Genomic DNA, 24422 nt, shown 5'->3' with positions numbered 1-24422 from the left:
TTACAGGCAGGTTACCTACGTGTTACTCACCCGTCCGCCGCTAAGTTGTTTTGAAAGCAAGCTTTCAAAACAACTCCGCTCGACTTGCATGTATTAGGCATGCCGCCAGCGTTCGTCCTGAGCCAGGATCAAACTCTCCAAATTGGTATTTAGAAAGAGCGAAATGCTCATTTTGAAACAAACTGGCGAGAATTTCCATTCTCTATCAAATGATTTCTCATTTGTTTTGATTTCACTTTCGTGAAATCTACTCACTCGTTGTTCAGTTTTCAAAGACCAATTATTTCGTTTTGTTGTTACCAGTTCTTCTCGGCGAAAACTTCTATATCTTATCATGTCCGGTTCGTTTATGCAAGCTTTTTTTTCGATTTAAGTTTCAATCGATATTGGCTTGCCGATTCAATAAAGTGTTATTTACTGGCCGGAATAAGAATATATCATGTCTATCACTAGGTTGACAAGTTGTAAAAATTTACAGTCACATGCATTATCATTTACCTTGTTATAAACCCCTCATAATAAATGTTAATAAGGGGAGACTACTTTCATATTTTTAATTGGAGGTAGTCAGTGTGAATACTAATGAATCAACACTATCGATTGTCGCCTTAGGCGGTGTAAATGAAATCGGCAAAAATATGTACGTTCTCCGATATGCTGATGATATTATCGTCATTGATTGTGGTTCAAAGTTTCCAGATGAGAGCTTATTGGGAATTGACCTAATCATTCCTGACATTTCATATCTATTAGAGAATCGCGATAAGATCAGAGCTTTAATTGTCACCCATGGACACGAAGATCATATTGGGGGCATTCCATATATTCTGAAACAATTGAATATCCCCATATATGGAACGCGATTAACGTTAGGGTTAATCGAAGTTAAGCTACAAGAGCATAATCTTCTAGGAAGCACTGAGATGTTCACCATCAATGCCGAGTCAATATTAGAACTAGGAACGATCGAAGTAAGCTTTTTCAGAACAAATCACAGTATCCCTGATTGTGTTGGTGTTGTATTCAATACCCCAGAAGGGGCTGTCGTGCATACAGGAGATTTCAAATTCGATCTTACTCCTGTAAATGATGAGTACCCTGATCTACATCGCATGGCTGATATCGGTAAACATGGTGTGCTGGCACTACTATCCGAGAGTACCAATGCGGAACGCCCTGGATTTACCCCCTCTGAACAACTCGTAGGTGAGAATATTGAAGAAGCATTCGTTAGGGCAAAGAAAAAAATATTCATATCCACTTTTGCATCCAATGTGCATCGTCTACAGCAAGTGATCGATGCTGCGCAGAAAACAAATAGGAAACTCGCATTGTTGGGAAGAAGCATGGTCAATGTTGTCGGCATTGCTCATGATCTAGGTTATTTGAATATTCCTGATAACATGTTAATTGAGGCGAATGAAGTTAAAGCCTATGAACCTCACCGTATTGTTGTCCTTTGTACGGGTAGTCAAGGAGAACCCATGGCTGCCTTATCCCGTCTAGCTAGTTCCGACCACAGACAATTAGAAATTCTGGCTGGGGATACTGTCATTCTCGCTTCTACACCTATCCCCGGAAATGAACGAAACGTAGCACGAATCGTTGATAATCTATTTCAACTGAAGGCCAAGGTCATTTATGGATCAGCATCGGTTACGGGTATGCATGTATCCGGTCATGCCAGTCAAGAAGAACTCAAGTTAATGTTGTCTTTAATGAAGCCGAAATATTTCATACCGATTCATGGTGAATTTAGAATGCTTCATCAGCATCGGTTATTAGCTGAATCTGTGGGCGTCGATCAGGATAACATCTTCATTGTTAACAATGGTGATGTCGTCGATATTATCGATCATCAAGCGATTCAAAGGCGAAAAATAACGACTGGGAATACCCTTGTTGATGGACTCGGAATAGGTGATGTCGGAACGATCGTTCTACGAGACCGTAAGCTTTTATCCGAAGACGGTATTCTTATCGTAGTAGTTACACTCAGTAAAATGGAAGGCAAAATCTTATCCGGCCCTGATGTTATTTCTCGTGGATTCGTGTATGTTCGTGAGTCAGAGGCCTTATTAAATGAAGTTCGCCAGATCACCGTACAAACCATCCAGAAATTACAGGAGAAAAATATTACGCAATGGGACTTTTTTAAACAAATGATCAAAGAAGCGGTTGGAAATTACTTGTTTAGTCATACGAAAAGAAGACCCATTATCCTACCTATCATCATTCAAGTCTAAATAGCGCGAGTTACTATAGGAAAGGACACTGACCTCTTCATATGATCTATAGGTCGTGTCCTTTTCATATATTGATATTCTTGTAAGGGTCCTATTGCCGAATACCAAGAGCTAGCTATTCCCCTACTCGGTTCATATTCCACTTTAGATAGCTTGTGTTCGACAGAAACAATCTAAAGTGTGGTCGTTCACCATACCAGAGGCTTGCATGAATGCGTAACAGATTGTAGTACCGACGAATTTAAAGCCTCTTTTTTTCAAAATCTTACTCATATGATCTGATATTGGTGTGTTTGCAGGAACCTCCGATAGGCTTGTCCATTGATTGACGATAGGCTCACCATCTACAAAACGCCACATATAACTTGCAAATGAACCTTCTTCCTGCTCGATTTGTTGATAGAGACTTGCATTATGGATAATCGCTCGAACCTTCAGCTTATTGCGAATAATACCTGGGTCTTGAAGTAACTGTTCAACTTTCTCTTCATTATATGTCGCTATTATTGCAGGGTTGAAATCATCAAATACTTTGCGATAATGCTCTCTCTTCTTCAACACCGTATACCAACTCAACCCAGCCTGCATTCCCTCTAACATTAACAATTCAAATAACTTCTGATCATTCGTAAGTGGCTGTCCCCATTCATGATCATGATAAGCCATATATAAGGGATCTTGATTCACCCATCCACAACGTTGCTTCAATTGTTCCATTACGCTCATCCTCCTCTCAAACGTCACCTATATGAAATACTTTAAAGAATAACGATCCACATCGCAATGCATGATAAAATATAACCATACAAATCAAAGGAGCGATTGAATACATGAAACAAGAACTCATTGAACGATTTATTTCCTATGCCAAAGTTGATACGCAATCTAATGAAGACAAGGATACCTGTCCTACAACGCCCGGACAACTGAATCTCGCGCATATGTTGGTTGATGAACTTAAGAGTATTGGTATGAATGATGTTACGATCGATGACAACGGATATGTGATGGCTACTCTCCCTTCTAATACAGAAAAACAAGTCGATACGATCGGATTCCTTGCCCATTTAGATACAGCAACAGATTTCACAGGTACGAACGTTAATCCTCAAGTAATTGAGAATTATGATGGACGGGATATTACATTAAATGAATCCTTACATATCGTAATGTCACTTAACGATTTCCCTAGTCTAGAAGAATATAAGGGGCATACGTTAATTACGACCGATGGAACAACTCTTCTTGGAGCAGACAATAAAGCGGGTATTACTGAGATTATAACGGCTATGGCCTACTTGATTCAACATCCCGAAATCAAACACGGAACAATAAGAGTAGCCTTCACCCCTGATGAGGAAATTGGTAGAGGACCTGAGAAATTTGATGTTGCTGCATTCAACGCAAAGTATGCCTACACAGTCGATGGTGGTCCACTTGGTGAGCTAGAGTATGAAAGTTTCAATGCTGCATCCGCTAAGATTACTTGTAAAGGAAGCAATATTCACCCTGGAACAGCCAAAGGAAAGATGGTGAACTCTGCCAAAATAGCGATGAAACTTCAAAGCATGCTTCCAGCAGAGGAATCTCCTGAATTCACTGACGGATATGACGGTTTCTATCATTTATTAGAGATTCAAGGCGATGTTGAGCAGACAAAACTCAATTACATTATTAGAGACTTCGATAAAGAGAATTTTCAATCGAGAAAATCGAATATGGAACGTATTGTTGCTGAACTTAGAGAAGAATACGGCCATGAGCGTATTGTTCTAGAGATGAAAGATCAGTACTACAACATGAAAGAAATGATTGAACCTGTCAAATACATTGTCGATATCGCTTATGAAGCCATGAAGAGTCTAGATATTGAACCGGTTGTTAGACCTATTCGTGGAGGTACAGATGGTTCTCAATTATCTTACATGGGACTACCGACTCCAAATATATTTACTGGGGGCGAGAACTTCCATGGGAAATTCGAGTACATTTCTGTAGATAATATGATTAAAGCGACACAGGTTGTCATTGAAATCATTAAACTCTATGAAGAACAAGGCACTAACTAAAGAAAGTTTGAGCCTCTATCTAAAGCCACAAAGACCTGATGGAACGTTTCATCATCTGGTCTTTGTGGTTTTACTGTCTTACAAATATAATAAAATCAGTGTTAACTGGTTCAATACCTTCTGCTCGAAGCTTCCAGTTAATCTTTCCATTCCTACCCCTTCAATCACTCAACTACCGCATAGTTGAAACAGGTAAGTTGCTATCAATTGGAAACTCTTTTATGTATATCCTTTTAGAATATGACACGTAAAAATTCCATTTGACAAAACTATTGAATCAACTTAAGATTACACATATCCCGAAATGATAATGATTATCAATATTAATGATGAGGTGTTTCATGCGTTATAAAATCACCACTCTAATTATGCTTTTTATCCTCTTGTTTCCTGCTGGGGTTTTTGCGGATCAAGCCTCTGTTGATTTACAAAAAGCAAATGATCATGTTATAAACGCTTTTCAATTGGCGGAGCAGAATAACTTGATTCAATCTAAGGAAGAGTACGAGAAGTACAACACGCTCTGGTACAAAAACGAAAGCGGTATAAAAGATAAATCGAAAGGGGCATACCGCTCTATTGAAGAAAGAATGGGAGAAGTTCAATTCGCATTTGCCCAAAGTCCGGCAAAGAAGGTTAACATAATCACCAGTTTGAAAGCACTAATCGAAATCAATCAAACATTTATTTCAGGGGATATGTCCGCTTTCAAGGATCCATCCCCAACCGGCAGCACAACAATTGATGATCTCGTCAAATTGTTAGACGAAGCAAAAGCCGCGCTTGATCAAAATAATGTTCAGGCAGCTAAACAACAAATACAAAGTTTCCGTAATTCATGGCTAGATATCGAAGGGCTTGTGCTCACTCAATCGTCAAAGGTATACGCAGATGCTGAAAGAGACATGGTTTCATCTTTTGCACTGCTTACCTCCAATCCGCCAAACGTAGCGGATGCTAAACAAACGGTAAAGAACATGCGTGATTATTTAATTCCTCTTGCCTCTAAAACTAGCTATACCATCGTAGACGTAATCACAATTCTTCTGCGGGAAGGTCTTGAAGCCCTCTTAGTCATTGTTGCTCTTCTTGGATTTTTAAATAAATCAGGACACGGTGAAAAAAAGAATTGGCTTTGGTATGGACTTGGTGCAGGCGTTTTAGTTAGTATCATCCTTGGAATTGCAGTCCAGCTGTTATTTTCCTCTGGGACGTTTGGAAACAACAACTTCTTGATTATAGGATGTACAGGACTTTTTGCAGCAGTTATGTTGATTTATATGAGTTACTGGCTCCACAGTAAATCCAGTGTCGTCAACTGGAAGCAATACATCAATAATCAAAGCACAAAAGCACTAGCTACTGGAAACTTATGGTCCATCTCCATCCTTGCGTTCCTGGCTGTATTTAGGGAAGGAACGGAAACTGTTCTTTTCTTCATTGGAATGGCATCTTCCATAAGCCTTACAACGCTGTTGTTAGGAATAGTTCTTGGTATATTGATTTTAGCGATACTTGCCTTTTTAATTCTCAAAATCGGTTTGAAAATTCCAATGCGACCGTTTTTCTTGGTATCCAGTGTTCTCGTCTTTTATTTATGCTTTAAGTTTCTTGGCACGGGTATTCACGGCTTACAGCTAGCAGGCCTACTTCGTGCAACCCATACTGATTTATTACCGTCCATTGATTTCTTTGGTTTTTATTCAACCTGGGAAAATATTATCCCTCAATCGATTCTTCTGCTTGTTGCTATTGCTGTTGTGATTCGGAACAGAATCCGAGATCAAAAATTGCAAGTTCAGATGAATATACAACAATAAAATTTTTGGAGGTTATTTTATGAAAGTTCCAAAAACACTGTTATCCATTATTATTTTGGTATTCATTCTTGCTGCTTGTTCTTCCAATTCTAATGCCACAGTTGACGGCGTGAAGAGCATGCAGGACACACTGGTGGAAATGAACAAAAACATGGATACAAACGATACCGTCAAAGTGAAAGAAGACGCAGAAAAGTTAGAAGAGTCATGGAAGAAGTTTGAAGATGGAATTAAAGAGAACCAACCCGATATGTATGAAAAAGTCGAAGGTCCACTTGGCATTATTCAAGCTGGTGCAAAGCAAGATACACTTGACCAAGCGCTTTTAAAAGATCAGATTACAAAGCTTAATGATACTTTAAAACAAATTAAATAATAACAAACAAAAAGAGCCTAGATTTAGAGATCTGGATCCTAGGTCAAGGAGACTTTAAAAAAAAGAGTTGTACTAAAATTTACGCAGACGATAAAAGATGATTCCTCGTATTGAATGGGAGTCATCTTTTTTTAATCCCCATTGGTATCTGTGGTTATTGTAGTAATGTATGTAACGGTCGATTTCACTTTGTAACTCACTGAAGGATTTGCATCTACGGTGATCTACGTGTGACCGAAAAACGATTCCCGAGGGCATCATCCCAGGAATTTCCACGTATGGACATGGACTGACCTAGTCCATTTTTCTTCAGTAGTTCACGGTTTGGCTACCAGCAACCTTTCTTTCATGTCTAGCTTTTTTAACAATTCTACCTGTGATTCGAGGAGACTGATTCTCGCTTCATCCCGATTATGTTAACATCAAATCCATTCAAAGATCTCTCTTGGGGGTTTACCCATCATGTATTGATCTATGAACAACCGCTTGAATTCATCAGCATAGGTAATTGACTTCTCACTAATCCTGGTCTCAAAATTGTTCCTTGATAAACTTTCACGTGTGTCCTTCTTCTGTTTCCTCAATTTCAGTTTTTTGTTTCTATTTCCCCAAAGATTTCGTTAGCAGTCGTAGTATATACGATTTCAAATCAACGATACGAGCATGATCAGGCTTTTCATTCGTTCCGCTAATGATCAATGGAACTAGCGACTCCATTCGATGGAGCGAACCGTGGCCTCCCCCACCTTTATGAGTAGGTGAACTTTGACCACTCAGTTCATATCCCTGCTTCGCAGAGACCACCAAGAAATTTCCCTCATGTGAATTTAAGGCTCCATAGAGTCTCTTTAATGCATCAGGGTATTCTCTGTACTGAAGCGTGTTTTGATGTTTATTTATGTGTAGATCAAGTACCTCTGGATTATTTCCTAAAGTCCATGATTGTCCATAAGCATCCGTTATTTTTCCATTTGGTTTATATTTAAACTCCTTTGATGTGCCTGACTGTACCACATGAATCCATCCGTTTTCTTTCCAAGAAATCAAATCGATACGTGTTTCTTTTTTCAAAATGTTAGCAATATGCTTAAGTGAATCTTTGGTATTGAGCTTATACACATATGCCATAGTTTCATTCACGGCAAGAACAATGTCTGTTGCTTTCGTAGCTTCTGCACCTGGCCGTAAAATCGAATAGTTATGCAATATATGCGGCAAATCAACGACCGGGTGTTTGCCATCAGGTAAAATTCCACTCTGTCCACTATCTCCAACAATCATGATGATTGCTTCGTCCAGCGCTTTTTCGGGAGATCCAAATGCATTCAATATAGATTGAAGCTGGCTATCTATTTTGATAACACCATCAATCACTGAAGGGCCTTTCTTATGTAGCTCTTGGTCTAAATCAGGTAAATATACATACAGAAAATCAGGTAACTTATTGTTATGCACTAAGTACTTAACTGATTCCACAGCAAATTCATTGTTGAATCCCATCCGTCTCATTAGCGTGTCAGGCATTTTCTTTAAACCTTCCAGCGGGTTCGAAAGCGAACCCAATGATAAAAAATCAGGACCTTTTACTATTACTTCTGCCGGTAATGAAGTCGGTCCTCTCATCCATTCAGGGATGGATAAGGTATGTTCCACAGTTCCCCTATAAATCAATCCGTTGATAGAGCCTGCTTTTAGTCCCTCTTTTTTCAATTGCTCATAAATGGTTAAGGTTTGTGCATTCAGATGATCCCCATTCAAATGAATCATAGCGTTACTCAGAACGGGGTCTACACCATGTTTAAGGATCTCCATAGGGCCGGTTCCATAATTAATGACTTTGTTTTCTTTCTTTGAATACCAGATCAGCCCAGGAACACGATGTTCGTTAGGGTACGTCCCCGTCATTAAAGAACTATCGATTGTGACGGACATCGTTGGGAAAGAACTCACGAGGTCCTTATAGTACTGACCATGATCAATCAGATATTTCAATGTGGGAAGCTTTTGTTGCTGTATACCTTTATCAATGGCTTGATACATGACAGAGTCTACCAAGATAAGAATGACTTTTTTCGATGGATGACCCGTTTTAGACTTTACATGGAGAAGATCATCTTCCTTGGGCTTCACTTCACTCCCATAACATCCCGAACAAATCATTAATAGCACTACGATCCAAATCAACCAACTGATGATACGCAATAGTATCACAACCTTTTTTCCCAGTCTTTTTAACCCATTTCATATTGAATATACTTCAGTTTGTTCTTTAGTAAATTAAAGTATACAAGGAAATATTAGGTGATTTAATTGGAAGGTTCACCTGAATATTCACAAAATATAGGGAAATGCTAACGAAATGAAATTTCTGGGGAGTGAATAGCTTGGATTTTCTCAATAGTCAAGATTCGTTGACAACACTTGAATGGATCTTCAGAGCTATCATTAGCTTTATTTTTTTGTTACTTGCAACCAAACTAATGGGACAACGATCAATCTCTCAATTAAGACTCCTCGATTTCATTATTGCGCTAACCCTTGGCAATATTATCGCACACCCACTTTCGGATGAGAGATTGGGGTTAAAAGGATCTGTCACCACGACCATTGTTCTCATTATTTTATATGTTGCTGCAACAGGGTTGAGCCTGAAATGGTCGTTATTTAAGAGGTATCTCGATCCAGCACCGATTACGCTTATTAGAAATGGTCAAATCTTGTTCAAAAACCTATCCAAAGCAAGAATATCTATTGATTTCTTATTCAGTGAGCTTCGAAAAGAAAAGGTATCGAATATTGAAAGGGTATCTCTCGCAGTATGGGAACCGGGAGGAACCATCTCCATATTCATAGATACACAATATCAGCCACTTACCCCCGCAGATATGAAGGTAAAGACTACACCGTTCTCCCTCACAAGGCCGATCATCGTTGAAGGTGTACCCGACTTATTCCTTCTTAAAGAAATCGGAAAGGACTCCGACTGGCTCAAGAAAAAGATAGTACCTACCTATATAGATATCCACGATTGTGTATTAGCCACCATTGATGACAACGAAAATGTGCGGGTATATGTAGATCCTAACCCTAATAAATAAGTACCTAATCACACTTTATGATCAATACATACCAACTGTAACCACGCAAAAAGACTTTCAAATCCATCATTATGGAATTGAAAGCTAAAATAATTAATTTAATATTGTTGGAATGGAAACAAAATTTAATATAATATTGTTAATGTACCCACGGGTGGGAGGACAGGCCATGAACAAAGAAGAACAGGTCATAATTGGTTTCAGGGACTTATATAATAAGTTGGTTTGGCTTAATAAAGATAAGATGGAAGACAGTCTTAAGGGTTATACGTCTTCTGAAGTACATTGCATCGAATACATTGAAAGAAATGTAGATTCCAACGTGACAAAACTTGCGGAGTCCTTTTATATGACTCGCGGTGCCATAAGTAAATTAACTAAAAAGCTCATAGAAAAAGACCTTATCGAAAGCTACCAAAAGTCGGATAACAAGAAAGAAATCTATTTCCGACTTACTGAGCAAGGGAAAGTAATTTATAAAATCCATGATGACTTGCACAAAGAGTTTCAAGAGCGGGATAAAGCCGTATTTGAGCAGGTAACCGAGGAACAATTTGACAGTGTGCTTAGCTTCGTGGAAAAGTATAGTCGGCATTTGGATGCAGAAATTAAGAAACTGGGTGTAGATATTAAGTCGGAATAAATTTGAATAATGAAAATGAAACCACATGCAGCCGGGCTCTATTGAGAACTGGCTGCATTTTTATTTCTATTATTTTGTTGACAAGGAAACAAAATAACGATACGATAGTTTTGTTTCCTAGGAATCAATACTATAACTTTTGAGGAGAATATTTAAATGTCCATATTTAGATCACACAATGAACAGAACACAGAACAAACCATAGATAAACACGCTTTACTATTCGGTCTTATTTCTGTGTTTCTTTGCGGAATAGGCTTCAGTATCATAGCACCTGTCGTCCCATTCTTAGTGCAGCCTTATATAAGCAATCCGGGAGAACAAGCTATCGTTGTTACGCTGCTGACCTCTGTTTATGCATTCTGCGTGTTTTTTGCGGCCCCCGTACTTGGAACTTTGAGCGACAAATATGGCCGTCGTCCATTGCTCTTAGTATGCCTTTTGGGTTCCGCAATAGGGTACTTCGTTTTTGGCATAGGAGGAGCTCTATGGGTACTATTTGCTGGGCGCATAATAGAAGGGATAACAGGCGGGAGCATAGGCACGATCTTCGCATATTTTGCAGACATCATTCCTCCAGAACAGAGAACCAAATACTTTGGATGGGTGAGTGCGGTTGTAGGTGTAGGCACCGTCATTGGTCCAACTCTAGGCGGATTGCTAGCCAAGTTTGGCTATTCTGTACCCATGTATTTTGGTGCAATCATAACTTTATTGAATGTTGTTTATGGATTCTTTTTTATGCCTGAGAGCCTTAAGAAGAATAATAGACTGAAAGAGATTACCTTTGTAAGACTGAATCCATTTACGCAGCTTGCAAACCTACTTTCCATGAAAATCTTAAGAAGGCTACTTGTCTCAGCATTCTTACTTTGGATACCCAACGGATCTTTACAGGCCGTTTTCTCACAATTTACAATGCATACATTCAGTTGGAAGCCTGCACTAATCGGACTTATGTTTTCAATTATGGGCGTCCAAGATATCATTTCACAAGGTTTCATCATGCCAAAGCTTCTGAAAAAACTTAAGGATAAACAGATAGCCATTCTTGGAATGGTATCGGAGATTATAGGCTACAGTCTTATTGCGCTATCTGCTTTGTTCTCATTCTATCCTCTTCTTATCGCCGGAATGTTTATATTTGGTTTTGGTGATTCGATCTTTGGGCCTTCATTCAATGGGATGCTCTCCAATTCTGTCGATTCTAGTGAACAAGGAAGGATTCAAGGGGGTAGCCAATCTATTCAGGCTTTAGCAAGAATGATTGGGCCTATCATTGGAGGTCAAATCTATGTATCACTCGGGTCTAGCGCACCCGCTTTTATGGGTATGATCCTTATAGCAGCAGCAATACTAGTCTTATATAAGAGAACGCATGTAAATGTGTAAACTACCTGTACTTTCTTGTATTTGATGGATTATCAAGAACAGCCGAACTTGGCTTGATAATCCGTCATTTCAAAAAAACAGAGATATTGCGCTTAACATCCGCAATACCTCTGTCTATACAGTCGGTAACACAATTTAATTCATAGCATTCAAGTAGGATTGATGAATTCAAGTTATAACCCAATCCAAACATTGTCAATAAAAATGTAAAATTTGGATCTCATCACAATATACCGCCTCATACCAAAAAGCGAACTCAGCATGAACATACTGAGTTCGCGAAATCTTGTAATTCAATTACAAAGAAAACTTCTGATTAGATTCTTGTCCTCGCGGAGATTGTCGTTTGTTAAAGAACCATGAGAAAGCAAACTTTGCACAAACTAGCGAAAATGCTACAAATAATAATGCCCAGAATACCGCAGGAATCGATGTCCATGAGGCAAGATTAGAAGCGTCCCCTGCCCTTCCCCTACCTGAGAGGGAAAGCGTAACGAGATATATCGGTCCTAGTACAGATTCCTCTAATGTTAGGAAGGCTAGCAATCCATAATACATATTGTGTATTGTAGGAGGTAAATACATCATGACGATGTTCAGTACGATAAATCCTACTAGCCAAAACACCCCATACCCTTGATGCACATACATAATGAGCATCACGACTGCAATCGCAGTAAGTAGTATCAGTCCCCACTTTTCTCGGCGTTTACTCATCCAATAGAACAATAGTGCCGCACATACTGACGCCAAGGTATAGCCAGCAAGTGAAACAAGCATGGACGACCACGTTGATGTCGTCGTAGAATACGTAACCCCGCTATGGTCTGCATTCAATTGAATAGCCAGCACACGCCCCGATGTCAGTAACGTGACTATCGCATGCGCGAACTCATGAATCATGGTGTCTACTGTACGAAACACATAACTAAAGGGTATGAATCTCGTTAGGATTGCCGAACCTACCAGAAATAGAATTGTCTTCAGCCACTTATTCATATCCTTCTCCCCAATTCGCCTAGATCAGGCAAGTGTTCTTATTCTGATAATAACAAGAATACATGGGAAATACATCTATTAAACGACAGGGAACCAACCAGGTCTACTTACGATGGCATGCCATAATGGACCCGGAACGACAAGCAGTTCCTGTTCATCTTTACTTAAAGTAGTTCTTATATCCGCTTCTCTACCCGCTTCTATCTTCTCCACCCAATCAGGTTCAATAATAAGTTCTCTTCCCAATGCAACAAGTGGAATCCCTAACTCAAGTGCTTTCAAGGCATCATCCGCTGAATGAATAGAACCTACACCCATGATCGGAACTCGTACGCCAACACGGTCTCTAATTAATTCCATCCGTATAAGACCGGTATCCTCTACACCACGTCTTGGCTCTGACCAGAAATCCATAAGAGAAATGTGGATGTAGTCTAGGTCCTTCTCTGCTAATGCGTCAAGCAATACAAGTGTGTCTTCCATGGTAAAACCTAATTCCTCTGGTTCTTCAGGAGACAACCGGTATCCTACTAAGAAAGGTCGATCAGCATACTCAGCTACAGCTTGTTTGATCGCATCAACAACAGCCAATGGAAAAGACAATCGCTTCTCCAGACTTCCACCCCATCGGTCTTCACGGCGATTCGTATGACCAGAGAAGAATTGATGAAGTAAATAATTGTTGGCACCATGAACCTCTATACCATCATATCCAGCTTCGATCGCTCTACGCGTCGCTTCTCCGAAATCATGAATAATCGCTACAATTTCTTCATCTGAAAGGGCACGTGGCGTTACTGTACCGTCATCTGTTGGCACTGCACTTGCACTGACAACATCACCATTAACGAGTTCAGGCGGACACAAACGTCCACCATGGAATATTTGAAGTACAGCTTTGGACCCTTTTTCCTTAATCGTTGTTGCTAATCTTGCCAAGCTCGGGATCATATCATCACTGTAAGCTGCGAATTCTCCATGAAATCCTTGTCCATTCACAGAGACGTTCGTGCATGCTGTAATAACCATCCCCACGCCACCAGCTCTACGGCTATAGTAATCAAGCTCAGCATCAGAAACCGTACCATCTATATTTGAAGACCAATTTGTCATTGGGGCCATGACAACACGATTCTCTACTTCAACTCCACTACGAAAAGCAAACGATTCAAAAAGCGGTTTATACTTAGCTTCCATGACAATTCCTCCGTCTGATTTATATTATGACTTACTGTAATTATTATAGTTACAATTAAATTGATATGCAAATAAACCAAGGTATCCATCAAAGTGGTAGGAAAGGGAATAAATATTCGATCCGTTTATTCTTGCTGGTGCAGATCATATGAGACAAAAAGCAGACCCACTTTCAATTCGGGTCTGCTTCTTCATTCTTCAGTTTACGAAATTATTCTATTCCAGCAATCCACTTGTTAACCTTCGCTTCGTTGGCTGCTACCCACTTCTTCGCAGCTTCCTCTTCGGGCATACCTTCCGTTATATCACCCATTACAGATTCCATATCTGCTGGTGTCCATTCGAATTGATCTAGAAAACGATAAGCCTTAGGATGATCTTCTTTCAGTCCTAAGCGCACAAGTGTATGAATCTCTTCACTTTCACCAAATGCTTTCTTTGGATCTTCAAGATATTTCAGATCCATATCAGCGAACATCCAATGCGGCGTCCATCCTGTAATAATGATAGGTTCTTGTTTAGCGTAAGCATCTTGAAGTACTTTTACCATCGCAGCAGAAGAGCTTGCAAGAACATTCCACTTATTCAGATCATATTCTTTGACTGCTAACTCAGCCTGAGTCATGATACCCGCACCGGGTTCAATTCCGGTAATCGTATAATCCACCAATTTCCCTACGTCTTCCTTCTTCAGGTCCTCTATCGACTTTATATCCATATAGGCTGGAACGACCAACCCTAGCTTCGTACCTTTTAAATTAGCTCCAAGATCTTCAAGTTTATCCTTGTTCGGTTCATAGTAGATCTCGCCATGTGTGCTTGGTAACCATGCCGCTACCATAGCATCAGCAGCACCATCTGCAACACCCACGTACATGGGTCCAGCATCAACCTGTATCATTTCGACCCTGTAGTTTAGTTTACTCTCCAATACTTCCTTCACAACATTCGTGCTAGCAATTTCAGAATCCCAAGCAACATATGCGAGCTTTATTTTTCCGGTACCGTTCTTGTTACTAGAACAACCTGTAAGTCCTAACATTATCGCCATAACGACTATTAATAGTACACTCATTTTCTTGTTCATCATATTGTACAATCACACCTTCTTATTCTTCTTAGCCAACTTCTGTGTCATTCGATCCAACATGATCGCAAGAACGACAACTGCTAAACCTGCTTCCGTACCCATACCCGTCTTCGCTTGCGTCACTGCTCTATAGACATCAGCTCCGACCCCTTGCGCTCCAATCATCGAAGCAATAACAACCATCGATAATGACAGCATTATCGTCTGATTGATACCAGCCATAATCGTAGGAATCGCAATCGGTAACTGTACCTTAATTAACTTCTGCATTCTTGTTGAACCAAACGCATCCGCTGCTTCTACTAAATCCTCGGGAACCTGACGAATACCCAAGCTAGTTAACCGAATCGTAGGCGGAATCGAGAATATAACCGAAGCTATGACACCAGGTACGACACCTAATGAGAAGAAAGCTACCGCTGGCAATAAGTAGACAAATGCCGGCATCGTTTGCATCAAATCCAATAGCGGTGTTACCACGCTCTGGACTTTCTTGTTTCCCGCACACAGAATACCTACTGGCACACCTACTACAATAGAAATAAAGGATGCTGTTAATACCAACGCAAGCGTATCCATCGTATGTTCCCAATACCCTAAATTGTGTACTAGCAACAATCCAAGGAGTGTGAACGCTCCTAATCTATATCTTCCAAGCCAGAAGGCAATGACCGTAAATATAGCAATCATTACAAGTGGTGGGAAGAAATTAAAGCCATCTGCCAACCCATCTACGACACTACCAACAACTAACTTAACCCCATCAAAAAAAGGTTCAAAGTTCGTCTCTAACCAACCTTCTAGCGACTCTACCCATTCTCCAATTGGAATCTTAGGTACACTCATTGAGGTTCACCTGCTTCCGCCTCATTATTGCCAGTCAATGCCGCAAGAACAGCGCCTCTGATTACAATACCAACTAGGCGTTTGCGTTCATCAATAACGGCAACTGGAATTTTTGCACTACTCACAACATCAAATAACTCAACCAGAAGAACATCAGGAGAAACAATAGGTGTATCTCGAATAATAATCTCCCCAAGGGTCTGCCCTGACTTGATAGCATTTAATGCATCTTCAGCTGTAACGACACCTAAGAGCTGACGAGATTTGTCCACAACATAGAGATTCGAAATTCTTCGATCACGCATCAGTTGTAACGCTACTCTTGGTCCACGATCCATTCCAATCGTCTCCGCACGAATCATGACATGCGCTGCCGTGAGTACTTTGGATAAATCTACATTCTCGACAAATCGCTCAACATAATCATTGGCAGGGTTCATTAGAATTTCTTCTGGTGTTCCAATCTGAACTACAGCACCGTCCTTCATCAACGCAATGCGATCACCGATACGTAATGCTTCATCGAGATCATGTGTAATGAAGATAATGGTTTTCTTCATGTTCTCTTGTAGTTCAAGTAATTCATCTTGCATATCTTTACGAATAAGCGGGTCAAGTGCACTAAAGGATTCATCCATTAACAGAATGTCAGGATCGTTCGCCAAACCCCGAGCGAGTCCCACGCGTTGCTGCATACCTCCACTTAATTGATCGGGCTTCTGATTCTCAAACCCCGCCAAACCAACTAATGCCAAGGATTCCTTAGCTTTCTTTACACGCTCTTCTTTGCCTATTCCTTGTACCTCTAAGCCATATTCAACATTCTCTAATACCGTACGATGCGGAAATAAAGCAAATTTCTGAAAGATCATACTCATGGTCTTCCGTCTAACCTGTCGTAATTCTTCCTTATTCATTCGAACAATGTCCTTGCCATTAATAAGGACTTGTCCAGCCGTTGGTTCAATGAGACGGTTCAACAGTCTGACTACCGTTGATTTCCCACTACCTGACAAACCCATAATTACGAATATTTCACCAGGTTCAATTGAAAAACTGACCTGATTAACCCCAACTGTCAATTTCGTTTCTTTCAAAATACGTTCCTTAGACCAACCTTGCGTAAGTAGAGGAAATGCCCTTTTCGGATCATTACCAAACACCTTACTCAACGATTTAACCTCTATAATTGGCATCTTTATGCCCCTTTCAATCATCTGTATCTCATTTATGGCACTTATTATAGTGTAGACTCCCCCAAAAAAAGGGTCAAAATGTAAAAACGTCCGTATAGTACGTACAGTTTTAACTTTACGTACTATACTAACTGTATACTCTGTTTAACATACATATCCTACATAACCGTATTCTTTACTTTTCAAACGCTTTTTTTTACAATGGATGCTGTGGATATTGTTTCCGCTCATCGCAAGCGTTATTCAAGGGAGTGTACGATATGACAACATTTGATGGATTAAATGAAGAACACACTAAAGTGATCGAAAAGGCGCGTCAACGCGTCATGGATTCTATTGGTAAGAATATGGATCTTTATGGGGTCACGATGTCCATTGGTCATTTGTACGGAAATATGTATTTCCACGATGGTCCCGTCACGCTCGACGAGATGGGTCAGGAAATGGGTATGAGCAAAACAAGTATGAGTACGGGTATGCGTGCATTAGTGGATCTAAAAATGATCAATAAGGTATGGGGGAAAGGCTCGCGGAAAGATCTATACGAAGTAGAAGACGATTGGCACCAAAATTTTGTCGAATACTTCTCTATTAAATGGCGAAAATCTATGGAAATGAATATTAATTCTTTACATAAATCGTTAACAGAGCTTAAAAAACTTCGAGAAGAGAACATTGATCATGAGCCCTTGGTGGCCCTGGTTGACATGGATATCGTCAGAATGAACCATGCAATCCAATATTATAGATGGTTAGGACGCTTTATTGATGCATTAGAAACCGGGCAAATTTTTGATTGGATTCCCAAAGAAGAGCCCGAATAACAGGCAACACCTTCTTATATATGTGAAATGCCGTAAGCTATGATTCACTATAGCTTACGGCATTTTTGTTATTGTACATAACACATGAATACGATTTACTCAGGGCGCTCTATCGTAAATATTCCACCCAACTTCGCATAGGAATTACCTGCTAATCGACTTACTGGTTTCAGTTCTTCGGGATCAATATATCCATCTTGATACACGGATTCATCTATATGAAAGCAAACCACTCGTCCGATTAATAAATCCGTAGCTAGAGATTCCTTCGTTCCTCCGAGTGGAATACAATGTTCAAGTAAGCACTCCATCCGGATTCTTGCTTCTGCAATGCCGGGGACAGCTATCTTGTCACTTGCTACAGGTGTAAGCCCTGCTAGAAGAACCTCACTCTGATCAGGTGGCAAGCTTGCTGCTGTCTCGTTAATCTGCTGAATATACGATTCATCAGAGATATGAACAACAAATGCACCCGCTTCAATAGCATTCCTAGCCGTATCCTTCTGAACACCATTCTTTCGCTGTACAGATATAGAAATCAACGGAGGATCTGACGTAACAATATTAAAATAACTGAACGGTGCGCCGTTCAGCACTCCCATATTCGAAAGCGTTGTTACGAAGGCTACCGGTCGTGGAATAATGCTCCCTATGAGCAATTTATAGTTGTCGCGATCACTTTGATCAGACGGATCAATCGATATCACGGACATTCCCCTTTCTCACAAAAGAATCAGAACTGATTATAACTCACGAACTCCCCTACTGGCTTACGATATCCACGTGGTCTTCCACTACTGGTATCCTCTTTCCCAATGGCGATCATTAGAGCTGGTACATATGCTTCAGGAATATTTAAGTCTGTACGTATAGTCTCCGGGTCGAAACCAATCATTGGACAGGTGTCCCAACCCTTTTCTTTAGCTATTAACATGAAATTCATAGCGCTTAGACTCGCATTACGAATAGCTTCTTCTATCTTGAAAGCTTCTCCTCTACTCTCATAAAAAGATTCCACCGATTCTACAGTCATATCATATTCCTGTTGATTAATCACGCCCAGATGAAGTAACCCCTCGTTCATTCGCCCAATGTCCTTGTACGCATTCTTATTGCCTAGAACCATAACGATAGCGGAAGCTGTCTGTACTTTATATTGCTTATTCGCAGCTAAGTAAACCTTGTTCAACAACTCAGGCTCTTTAACGACCACGTAATGCGCATGCTGCAAATTAAACGCAGATGGGCTATATTTCACAAGATTAAAGATATCATCCAATTCATTATTCGGTATTTCCACGCCTGTTATGAATTTATTAGCTGATCTTCGTGACTGCAATAGTGGTATGAATTCGCTCATGTATGGTTCCCCCTAAATATTATTTCAGTAGAATGGCATCTAATGAGTAATCTCCAGCACCTATGAGTGCCAACCCTACAGCAACAGCAACAGCAATCAACAATAAGTTGTATTCATATCCGTTAGCTGTAGCCCAATATCCATTTGGACCGTGTACTTTCACGATAGCTCCAAGCATCGTCGCAACAATGAGGACCGCACCGATCACAGTGAATAGCCCTGATGCAAACAATACCCCTCCAATAAGCTCCATAAGTCCGGCCATGACAGCCATTAGAACTCCTGGTTTCATCCCCATGGATTCCATCCAACCACCGGTTCCCTTCGGACCATATCCACCAAACCACCCGAACAATTTCTGTGCACCATGCGCCATAAAACTTAACCCAACAACCAATCGTATAATTAACAATCCTAATGCAATACTCATTTCTAATTCCTCCAGTTATCGTATTTGTTTATTCCTTTACCCATAACAAACTGTCTTAATATTAAGATATATATTCAAAAAAAATCGTAATTCTATCTCTTATATTCCCAACTCATCTCTTCGCCTCTTTATCTTCATTTGTTATCTCTTGAATTAAAGATATTTTATTTAATTGTATTAGTCAATCTTTATTTCATATCGACTTCTGTCTTATATAAATAAAAAATAGCAGTCCCCGTTAATATCAAGTGACCACTACCTTATTCAGATCTATGTAACTCGCAACTCTTTACTGACCTTATACCAAGATATCAATGCCACCACTCGCACTGATTGTGCCCCTAGCCCTTTGCGTATTGTTGTTATCCTTCTTAGTCGTATCCACTGCACTACTTTGGCTTGTATTCGAACTCTTTTGGGTAATCTGAGCTGAAATAAGCTGAATCTGTTGTTCTAGTTGAGCCACTTTCTTTTCTTTAGTGTTTGCATCGTCTTTACTTGCATTCTCTGTCTTAAGTTCAGCCTGAAGTTTGGCTAGTTGTTTCTCAAGACTCGATGTATCGTTTGTCGATGATGTGTAAGATGTACTACTTGTCCCCGATATGGATGAAATACTCATTGATAATCCCCCTATGAATGATAATGGTGAACAACCTAAGTATACGCGGAATAACTGCCTCCTACCTGAGTGCCTGCTGAATACACGCTGAAAGTTATTATACTTCATCTGATGAGGACATAAAAAGACTGTTCAAGCGGAGTTAAGTATCCCGCTCCTCTCTAATGTTCTCCTGGTGTATTCATATTCCGGAATACATCCTGAGCATTCATTGTCAGCTCATTCCCCTCTATCCAGCGTACACCAACCCCGTTCAACCATTTCATTACACTGTATTGCCCATGTTCCAAAGCCTGATGTATGGAGTCCTTCATTCGATGGTGATAGATTGCCACAATTGGATGGTATATGCCTTCTACTTCCACCGCCAGCACATCTTCATCCTCATAGGACGCAACCAAAGAATGTATTACATCACTATTTATGTATGGCATGTCACACGGTACAATAACATATCGCTCTGCTGGAAAGTGTGCCATGACGGAATATATGCCCACAAGGGGCCCACATCCCACGAACTCTTTCTCATCAACGATTACGTTCATATCTTGATTGAAATCCCCTAGAAACTCAGGGCGAGCTACCAATATAACTTCATCGCTTACGGTTGATACAGCTTCATGTGCAATCTCATAATAAGGCTTGCCATTCCGCGATGCAAAAGCCTTCGGAGATCCATACCGTCGCGACAATCCACCTGCAAGCACAACACCTATCGTGTTCATTCCCCACCTCCTATCTGACCTACGTCATAGATCATTGTATCTTTCACCAACATCTCAACTAAAATCACGAGTATCCTTTACGCCATTCATGAACAGTACCATCCAGTCCTTGATCTTTATCTTATCTGAGATGTCGATGACGTCATAATCTTCGTCCATCTCCACCCCTTCATATGCCATTACCAATATAATATTCGTTAGTGTATGTAAGCTTGCCCATTCTTCCTTCGTTCGTACGATCACAACTTTCGGTTCATTTGCTTGCTTAAATCCCTCTATTAATATGAGATTGGGGTCAGAAACAATAGCCATATTCAATAATCCTGCATACTCAGTTTCATACTGCATATGCATCTGAACCACGCCACCACCGACAACTATAGAACTAACGGCCCCACTCTCCAAGAACTTCATACTATCGGTTTCAGAAGATGGCATGTCGAGTGGTCCGCCATGTCCATGGTGTTTGATGACCGCCACACGAAGGTGTTGAGCTACTAATAATTGAATCCAATATTCAATGAGTGTTGTTTTCCCACTATCTTTATAACCCACAACCTGTAATACCTTTACCCCATTCATTTAGGTAGTTCTCCCCTTTCTTTAAGCTTCTACTCGAAGCTTTTACAATGACAACCTCCGTGTTATATCCATCATAGGATAACCTACTACTCTCAAACAACTGATTTCATTCGTAAATTCACACGATCTCTCCACCGGTAAGTTTAACAACTATAGCACTTTGGGTAATCTGTATAACAGAGCAGACATATTCCTCTTATGAGAGATTATATTATTCATACTATTATGCCTAGGGGGATTACACTAACATGAAGCGCAATGATACGATGATGCAATTTTTCGAATGGCATGTTGAATCAGATGGAACACATTGGAATCGTCTAAGAGACTCCGCATCTGAATTGAAACAAAAGGGTATTAGTACCGTGTGGATTCCACCGGTCACCAAAGGTCAATCGAATAATGATACAGGATATGGTACTTACGATTTATACGATCTGGGCGAATTTGACCAAAAGGGAACCGTTCGAACGAAGTATGGTACCAAACAGGAACTCGTCGATGCGCTCACAGCATGCCATGAGCATGGTCTTGCCGTATATGTAGATCTGGTCATGAACCATAAAGCTGGAGCAGATGAAACAGAGAAGATTAAGGTCATTGAGGTAGATGGTAAGAACCGGACGAAAGAGATATCAAAGTCCTTTGATATTGAAGCCTGGACGAAATTCACATTTCCAGGACGTGGAGATAAGTACTCTTCATTCAAGTGGAATGCTGAGCATTTTAATGGGACAGACTTTGACGCTCGAAATTCACGAAATGGGATTTTTCGAATTCTAGGTGAGAATAAACATTGGAACGAGCATGTAGCCAATGAATTCGGCAACTACGATTATTTAATGTTCGCTAATATTGACTACAATCATCCACAAGTGAGAAAAGAAATGATCTCATGGGGCAAATGGCTTGCGAACACTATATCTTGTAATGGTTATCGCCTGGATGCTATCAAACATATTAATCATGATTTCATTAAAGAATTCGCTACTGAAATGATGAAAGAACGTGGAGAGGATTTCTATATCGTAGGCGAGTTCTGGAATCCCGAGCTATCTAAATGCCAGCAGTTTCTAGATACGATTGATTACAAAATTGATCTGTTCGACGTATCGCTTCATTACAACTTACGTGCGGCTTCAGAAGCTGGTAAATCCTTTGATCTCAGAACTATTTTTAAAGATACGCTAGTCGGCTCTCACCCACAGAATTCTGTCACATTCGTCGATAACCATGATTCCCAACCACATGAAGCACTAGAATCCTGGGTGAAAGATTGGTTCAAACAAAGTGCGTATGCCCTTATACTGCTTAGACAAGACGGTTATCCCGTGGTGTTCTACGGAGACTATTATGGCATTGGTGGCTCAGAACCCCAAGCAGGCAAACAAGCAGCCATTGATCCACTGTTATATGCTCGTTACCATAAGGCTTACGGTAAGCAACAAGACTATTTCGATCATCCGAATACGATTGGATGGGTGCGCCAAGGGGTGCAAGAAATTGAGCGTTCGGGTTGCGCGGTTGTTATTTGTAATGGTGATAACGGTGAGAAACGAATGTGTGTTGGGGAACATCATGCCGAGGAAGTCTGGGTCGATCTAACCAATACTAGAAAAGAACGTATTACCATTGAAGAGGACGGATTTGCAACATTTCCATCTAATGGCGGTAGCGTATCTGTCTGGGCATATCCGGAGATTGATGTAGAATAATCATGGATCATCCAATATTAAAAGGGCACTCGTTACATCGTAATACATTACGTGTAAGTGAGACGCCCTTTTTTTGTTACCAATCAAGTCTATTCCTTCGGATGGCATTCAAACATCCTACATTTCATTTCTTTCTTCATATTATTCATTACGAGTTTGTCCAATTGCCGAATCATATCTCTAAGTCCATCCTGTTTCTCCAACAATCCAATGAGCGCACGAATCAATACGACTTTCGGTTGTTCACATGCCAGTTCCTCTTGCAGAAGTTGGGTAGCTTCCTGAAGTTCTGTCTTCTCAGAGTTCGTTATAGCAAGTTCCTTAATCGTAGACATTACCTGCTGAATTAGATCACTTATTTGTGTAACATCAGGAACTTGTTCCCCTTTCAGCCCATAATGTATATATTCACTCATGTCTGAATCTTGTAATAAGGCTGGTCTTATTCTTACTTGCATATTCGTCGTCATATCCTCCATACACTGAACGACAAATTCCGCCATATTCCGAGCATTAAGAGACTTTTTCTCAAAAATGAATAAGAAAATAAACTCTCGCATAATTCCATTATAAATCATCACGAGATCCCATATATTAGGTTCTATCCCCTCGCCAAATACACGCAAGAGACTCTCTCGATTATAATTCAGAAGATTAGCCCTTAGTCGAAATAAAAAAGGTGCAATCTTCCCATCAGGCAACGTTAATTTCTTCAGTTCCTGCATAATAAAACTGTTGTCTAGAAAGAACCCAATCTGACATTCCGTCTCAAGAATAAACACTTCCTCTAGGGAGAGTGTCTGATCTATTCGAATATTTCTAATTTGTTCAGTCAATTTCTGTTGTTGCATCATCAAGACTTCAATTAGTAAATCTTCCTTAGAGCTAAAGATGTTATACAAAGAACCTTTGGCGACGCCACAGTCATCTGCAATATTCTGTATGGATGTAGCAAGATACCCTTTTTCCAAAAAAAATCGCATGGCTGAATCTAATATTTTCTGCTTTATTACGCTCAATTCGCATCCTCTTTTCAAGAAATAAATTGACTTTATTTAAAATTTGAGTAAAATTTAGTATATGTTTTGACCCATGAGTTTTATAGAAAACTATACGGTCAATAGTACATACTAAGTGATTTAACGTCAAGATATCAAACCTATGGAGTTGATGAGATTACATCGATTCCATTCTA

General features: G+C 40.1%; 24 protein-coding genes, 1 rRNA gene and 1 pseudogene. 9 read left to right on the top strand and 17 right to left on the bottom strand.

Features of this window, described 5'->3' with window-relative positions:
• A 16S ribosomal RNA gene (locus BW961_RS17500) occupies window positions 1-144 on the bottom strand; the annotation flags it as partial.
• 428 nt (window positions 145-572) lie between these two features.
• On the opposite strand from BW961_RS17500, the gene BW961_RS17495 reads away from it, so the two are divergent.
• Window positions 573-2246 carry a ribonuclease J gene (locus BW961_RS17495; protein WP_068588438.1) on the top strand — a complete coding sequence of 558 codons (1674 nt, stop codon included), beginning with the start codon at window positions 573-575 and terminating at the stop codon, window positions 2244-2246.
• A 144-nt stretch (window positions 2247-2390) separates the two neighbouring features.
• Here BW961_RS17495 and BW961_RS17490 read toward each other — a convergent pair whose 3' ends face one another.
• On the bottom strand, window positions 2391-2963 hold the full coding sequence (locus tag BW961_RS17490) for a DNA-3-methyladenine glycosylase I (protein ID WP_068588441.1): 573 nt from the start codon (window positions 2961-2963) through the stop codon (window positions 2391-2393).
• Between the two features lie 113 nt (window positions 2964-3076).
• Between BW961_RS17490 and pepT the strand changes: the two genes are divergently transcribed.
• The 3 genes from pepT (at window position 3077) to BW961_RS17475 (ending at window position 6511) form a co-directional block, all read left to right on the top strand.
• Window positions 3077-4315: a peptidase T gene (gene pepT / locus BW961_RS17485; RefSeq protein ID WP_068588444.1), complete on the top strand. Its 1239-nt coding sequence runs from the start codon at window positions 3077-3079 to the stop codon at window positions 4313-4315.
• Between the two features lie 341 nt (window positions 4316-4656).
• Window positions 4657-6135: an FTR1 family protein gene (locus BW961_RS17480; protein WP_068588447.1), complete on the top strand. Its 1479-nt coding sequence runs from the start codon at window positions 4657-4659 to the stop codon at window positions 6133-6135.
• Window positions 6136-6154: 19 nt separating this feature from the next.
• On the top strand, window positions 6155-6511 hold the full coding sequence (locus tag BW961_RS17475) for a DUF4363 family protein (protein WP_068588450.1): 357 nt from the start codon (window positions 6155-6157) through the stop codon (window positions 6509-6511).
• A 72-nt stretch (window positions 6512-6583) separates the two neighbouring features.
• Here the strand turns inward: BW961_RS17475 and BW961_RS17470 are convergent, their stop codons facing one another.
• The 3 genes and pseudogenes from BW961_RS17470 to BW961_RS17465 all read right to left on the bottom strand — a co-directional run bounded on the left by BW961_RS17470 (window position 6584) and on the right by BW961_RS17465 (window position 8722).
• The gene (locus BW961_RS17470; RefSeq protein ID WP_411830640.1) at window positions 6584-6769 is read right to left on the bottom strand and encodes an IS3 family transposase; all 186 of its coding nucleotides are present in this window, start codon (window positions 6767-6769) and stop codon (window positions 6584-6586) included.
• Window positions 6770-6908: 139 nt separating this feature from the next.
• Window positions 6909-7101 (bottom strand): annotated as a pseudogene (locus BW961_RS31265) (IS3 family transposase); the annotation flags it as partial.
• A 10-nt stretch (window positions 7102-7111) separates the two neighbouring features.
• Window positions 7112-8722 (bottom strand): alkaline phosphatase family protein, encoded by a 1611-nt coding sequence (locus BW961_RS17465; RefSeq protein WP_244555985.1) that lies wholly within the window; start codon window positions 8720-8722, stop codon window positions 7112-7114.
• A gap of 173 nt (window positions 8723-8895) precedes the next feature.
• On the opposite strand from BW961_RS17465, the gene BW961_RS17460 reads away from it, so the two are divergent.
• The 3 genes from BW961_RS17460 (at window position 8896) to BW961_RS17450 (ending at window position 11644) form a co-directional block, all read left to right on the top strand.
• A complete protein-coding gene (locus BW961_RS17460) occupies window positions 8896-9609 on the top strand; it encodes a DUF421 domain-containing protein (RefSeq protein ID WP_068588456.1) in 714 nt (237 codons plus the stop codon).
• A gap of 169 nt (window positions 9610-9778) precedes the next feature.
• On the top strand, window positions 9779-10252 hold the full coding sequence (locus tag BW961_RS17455; RefSeq protein WP_068588459.1) for a MarR family transcriptional regulator: 474 nt from the start codon (window positions 9779-9781) through the stop codon (window positions 10250-10252).
• Between the two features lie 156 nt (window positions 10253-10408).
• Window positions 10409-11644: an MFS transporter gene (locus BW961_RS17450; RefSeq protein WP_068588462.1), complete on the top strand. Its 1236-nt coding sequence runs from the start codon at window positions 10409-10411 to the stop codon at window positions 11642-11644.
• Between the two features lie 297 nt (window positions 11645-11941).
• Here BW961_RS17450 and BW961_RS17445 read toward each other — a convergent pair whose 3' ends face one another.
• From BW961_RS17445 to BW961_RS17425, 5 genes are all read right to left on the bottom strand, one after another.
• Complete coding sequence (locus BW961_RS17445) at window positions 11942-12643, bottom strand: M50 family metallopeptidase (RefSeq protein ID WP_068588465.1); 702 nt, start codon at window positions 12641-12643, stop codon at window positions 11942-11944.
• 78 nt (window positions 12644-12721) lie between these two features.
• Complete coding sequence (locus tag BW961_RS17440) at window positions 12722-13840, bottom strand: NADH-dependent flavin oxidoreductase (protein ID WP_068588467.1); 1119 nt, start codon at window positions 13838-13840, stop codon at window positions 12722-12724.
• Between the two features lie 211 nt (window positions 13841-14051).
• Window positions 14052-14930: a glycine betaine ABC transporter substrate-binding protein gene (locus tag BW961_RS17435; protein ID WP_326110647.1), complete on the bottom strand. Its 879-nt coding sequence runs from the start codon at window positions 14928-14930 to the stop codon at window positions 14052-14054.
• A gap of 9 nt (window positions 14931-14939) precedes the next feature.
• Window positions 14940-15776, bottom strand: a complete 837-nt coding sequence (locus tag BW961_RS17430) for an ABC transporter permease (RefSeq protein WP_068588470.1) — start codon at window positions 15774-15776, stop codon at window positions 14940-14942.
• Entirely contained in the window at window positions 15773-16972 is a 1200-nt protein-coding gene (locus tag BW961_RS17425) for a quaternary amine ABC transporter ATP-binding protein (protein ID WP_068588472.1), read from the bottom strand. The genes BW961_RS17430 and BW961_RS17425 overlap by 4 nt, the downstream gene beginning before the upstream one ends.
• A 260-nt stretch (window positions 16973-17232) precedes the next feature.
• On the opposite strand from BW961_RS17425, the gene BW961_RS17420 reads away from it, so the two are divergent.
• Window positions 17233-17796, top strand: a complete 564-nt coding sequence (locus BW961_RS17420) for a GbsR/MarR family transcriptional regulator (protein WP_068588478.1) — start codon at window positions 17233-17235, stop codon at window positions 17794-17796.
• Between the two features lie 95 nt (window positions 17797-17891).
• Here BW961_RS17420 and BW961_RS17415 read toward each other — a convergent pair whose 3' ends face one another.
• The 6 genes from BW961_RS17415 to mobB form a co-directional block, all read right to left on the bottom strand.
• Window positions 17892-18503 (bottom strand): flavin reductase family protein, encoded by a 612-nt coding sequence (locus BW961_RS17415; protein WP_068588482.1) that lies wholly within the window; start codon window positions 18501-18503, stop codon window positions 17892-17894.
• A 26-nt stretch (window positions 18504-18529) separates the two neighbouring features.
• Window positions 18530-19156, bottom strand: a complete 627-nt coding sequence (locus BW961_RS17410) for a nitroreductase family protein (protein ID WP_068588484.1) — start codon at window positions 19154-19156, stop codon at window positions 18530-18532.
• Window positions 19157-19175: 19 nt separating this feature from the next.
• On the bottom strand, window positions 19176-19586 hold the full coding sequence (locus BW961_RS17405) for a DoxX family protein (RefSeq protein ID WP_068588486.1): 411 nt from the start codon (window positions 19584-19586) through the stop codon (window positions 19176-19178).
• A 298-nt stretch (window positions 19587-19884) separates the two neighbouring features.
• The gene (locus BW961_RS17400) at window positions 19885-20205 is read right to left on the bottom strand and encodes a FlxA-like family protein (RefSeq protein WP_068588488.1); all 321 of its coding nucleotides are present in this window, start codon (window positions 20203-20205) and stop codon (window positions 19885-19887) included.
• A gap of 161 nt (window positions 20206-20366) precedes the next feature.
• Window positions 20367-20930 (bottom strand): molybdenum cofactor guanylyltransferase, encoded by a 564-nt coding sequence (gene mobA / locus BW961_RS17395; RefSeq protein ID WP_068588491.1) that lies wholly within the window; start codon window positions 20928-20930, stop codon window positions 20367-20369.
• Window positions 20931-20984: 54 nt separating this feature from the next.
• Window positions 20985-21512 carry a molybdopterin-guanine dinucleotide biosynthesis protein B gene (mobB, locus tag BW961_RS17390; RefSeq protein WP_068588494.1) on the bottom strand — a complete coding sequence of 176 codons (528 nt, stop codon included), beginning with the start codon at window positions 21510-21512 and terminating at the stop codon, window positions 20985-20987.
• Between the two features lie 248 nt (window positions 21513-21760).
• On the opposite strand from mobB, the gene BW961_RS17385 reads away from it, so the two are divergent.
• A complete protein-coding gene (locus tag BW961_RS17385; protein ID WP_068588496.1) occupies window positions 21761-23227 on the top strand; it encodes an alpha-amylase in 1467 nt (488 codons plus the stop codon).
• An 89-nt stretch (window positions 23228-23316) separates the two neighbouring features.
• Here BW961_RS17385 and BW961_RS17380 read toward each other — a convergent pair whose 3' ends face one another.
• Window positions 23317-24246 carry a TetR/AcrR family transcriptional regulator gene (locus tag BW961_RS17380; protein ID WP_068588499.1) on the bottom strand — a complete coding sequence of 310 codons (930 nt, stop codon included), beginning with the start codon at window positions 24244-24246 and terminating at the stop codon, window positions 23317-23319.
• Between the last annotated feature and the right edge of the window lie 176 nt (window positions 24247-24422).

This window comes from Paenibacillus macquariensis (assembly GCF_900156375.1).
In the GTDB taxonomy this organism is placed as follows: domain Bacteria; phylum Bacillota; class Bacilli; order Paenibacillales; family Paenibacillaceae; genus Paenibacillus_AQ; species Paenibacillus_AQ macquariensis.
Note: the sequence above shows the minus strand (reverse complement) of the source record. Positions and strands in the feature narration are given on the sequence as shown.

Bases quoted from the DNA above. Each gene is read 5' to 3' on its own strand.
- BW961_RS17490 (WP_068588441.1), bottom strand. From the start codon at position 2,963: ATGGAACAATTGAAGCAACGTTGTGGATGGGTGAATCAAGATCCCTTA.
- pepT (WP_068588444.1), top strand. From the start codon at position 3,077: ATGAAACAAGAACTCATTGAACGATTTATTTCCTATGCCAAAGTTGAT.
- BW961_RS17480 (WP_068588447.1), top strand. From the start codon at position 4,657: ATGCGTTATAAAATCACCACTCTAATTATGCTTTTTATCCTCTTGTTT.
- BW961_RS17475 (WP_068588450.1), top strand. From the start codon at position 6,155: ATGAAAGTTCCAAAAACACTGTTATCCATTATTATTTTGGTATTCATT.
- BW961_RS17470 (WP_411830640.1), bottom strand. From the start codon at position 6,769: ATGCCCTCGGGAATCGTTTTTCGGTCACACGTAGATCACCGTAGATGC.
- BW961_RS17455 (WP_068588459.1), top strand. From the start codon at position 9,779: ATGAACAAAGAAGAACAGGTCATAATTGGTTTCAGGGACTTATATAAT.
- BW961_RS17450 (WP_068588462.1), top strand. From the start codon at position 10,409: ATGTCCATATTTAGATCACACAATGAACAGAACACAGAACAAACCATA.
- BW961_RS17445 (WP_068588465.1), bottom strand. From the start codon at position 12,643: ATGAATAAGTGGCTGAAGACAATTCTATTTCTGGTAGGTTCGGCAATC.
- BW961_RS17440 (WP_068588467.1), bottom strand. From the start codon at position 13,840: ATGGAAGCTAAGTATAAACCGCTTTTTGAATCGTTTGCTTTTCGTAGT.
- BW961_RS17435 (WP_326110647.1), bottom strand. From the start codon at position 14,930: ATGATGAACAAGAAAATGAGTGTACTATTAATAGTCGTTATGGCGATA.
- BW961_RS17430 (WP_068588470.1), bottom strand. From the start codon at position 15,776: ATGAGTGTACCTAAGATTCCAATTGGAGAATGGGTAGAGTCGCTAGAA.
- BW961_RS17425 (WP_068588472.1), bottom strand. From the start codon at position 16,972: ATGCCAATTATAGAGGTTAAATCGTTGAGTAAGGTGTTTGGTAATGAT.
- BW961_RS17420 (WP_068588478.1), top strand. From the start codon at position 17,233: ATGACAACATTTGATGGATTAAATGAAGAACACACTAAAGTGATCGAA.
- BW961_RS17410 (WP_068588484.1), bottom strand. From the start codon at position 19,156: ATGAGCGAATTCATACCACTATTGCAGTCACGAAGATCAGCTAATAAA.
- BW961_RS17405 (WP_068588486.1), bottom strand. From the start codon at position 19,586: ATGAGTATTGCATTAGGATTGTTAATTATACGATTGGTTGTTGGGTTA.
- BW961_RS17400 (WP_068588488.1), bottom strand. From the start codon at position 20,205: ATGAGTATTTCATCCATATCGGGGACAAGTAGTACATCTTACACATCA.
- mobA (WP_068588491.1), bottom strand. From the start codon at position 20,930: ATGAACACGATAGGTGTTGTGCTTGCAGGTGGATTGTCGCGACGGTAT.
- mobB (WP_068588494.1), bottom strand. From the start codon at position 21,512: ATGAATGGGGTAAAGGTATTACAGGTTGTGGGTTATAAAGATAGTGGG.
- BW961_RS17385 (WP_068588496.1), top strand. From the start codon at position 21,761: ATGAAGCGCAATGATACGATGATGCAATTTTTCGAATGGCATGTTGAA.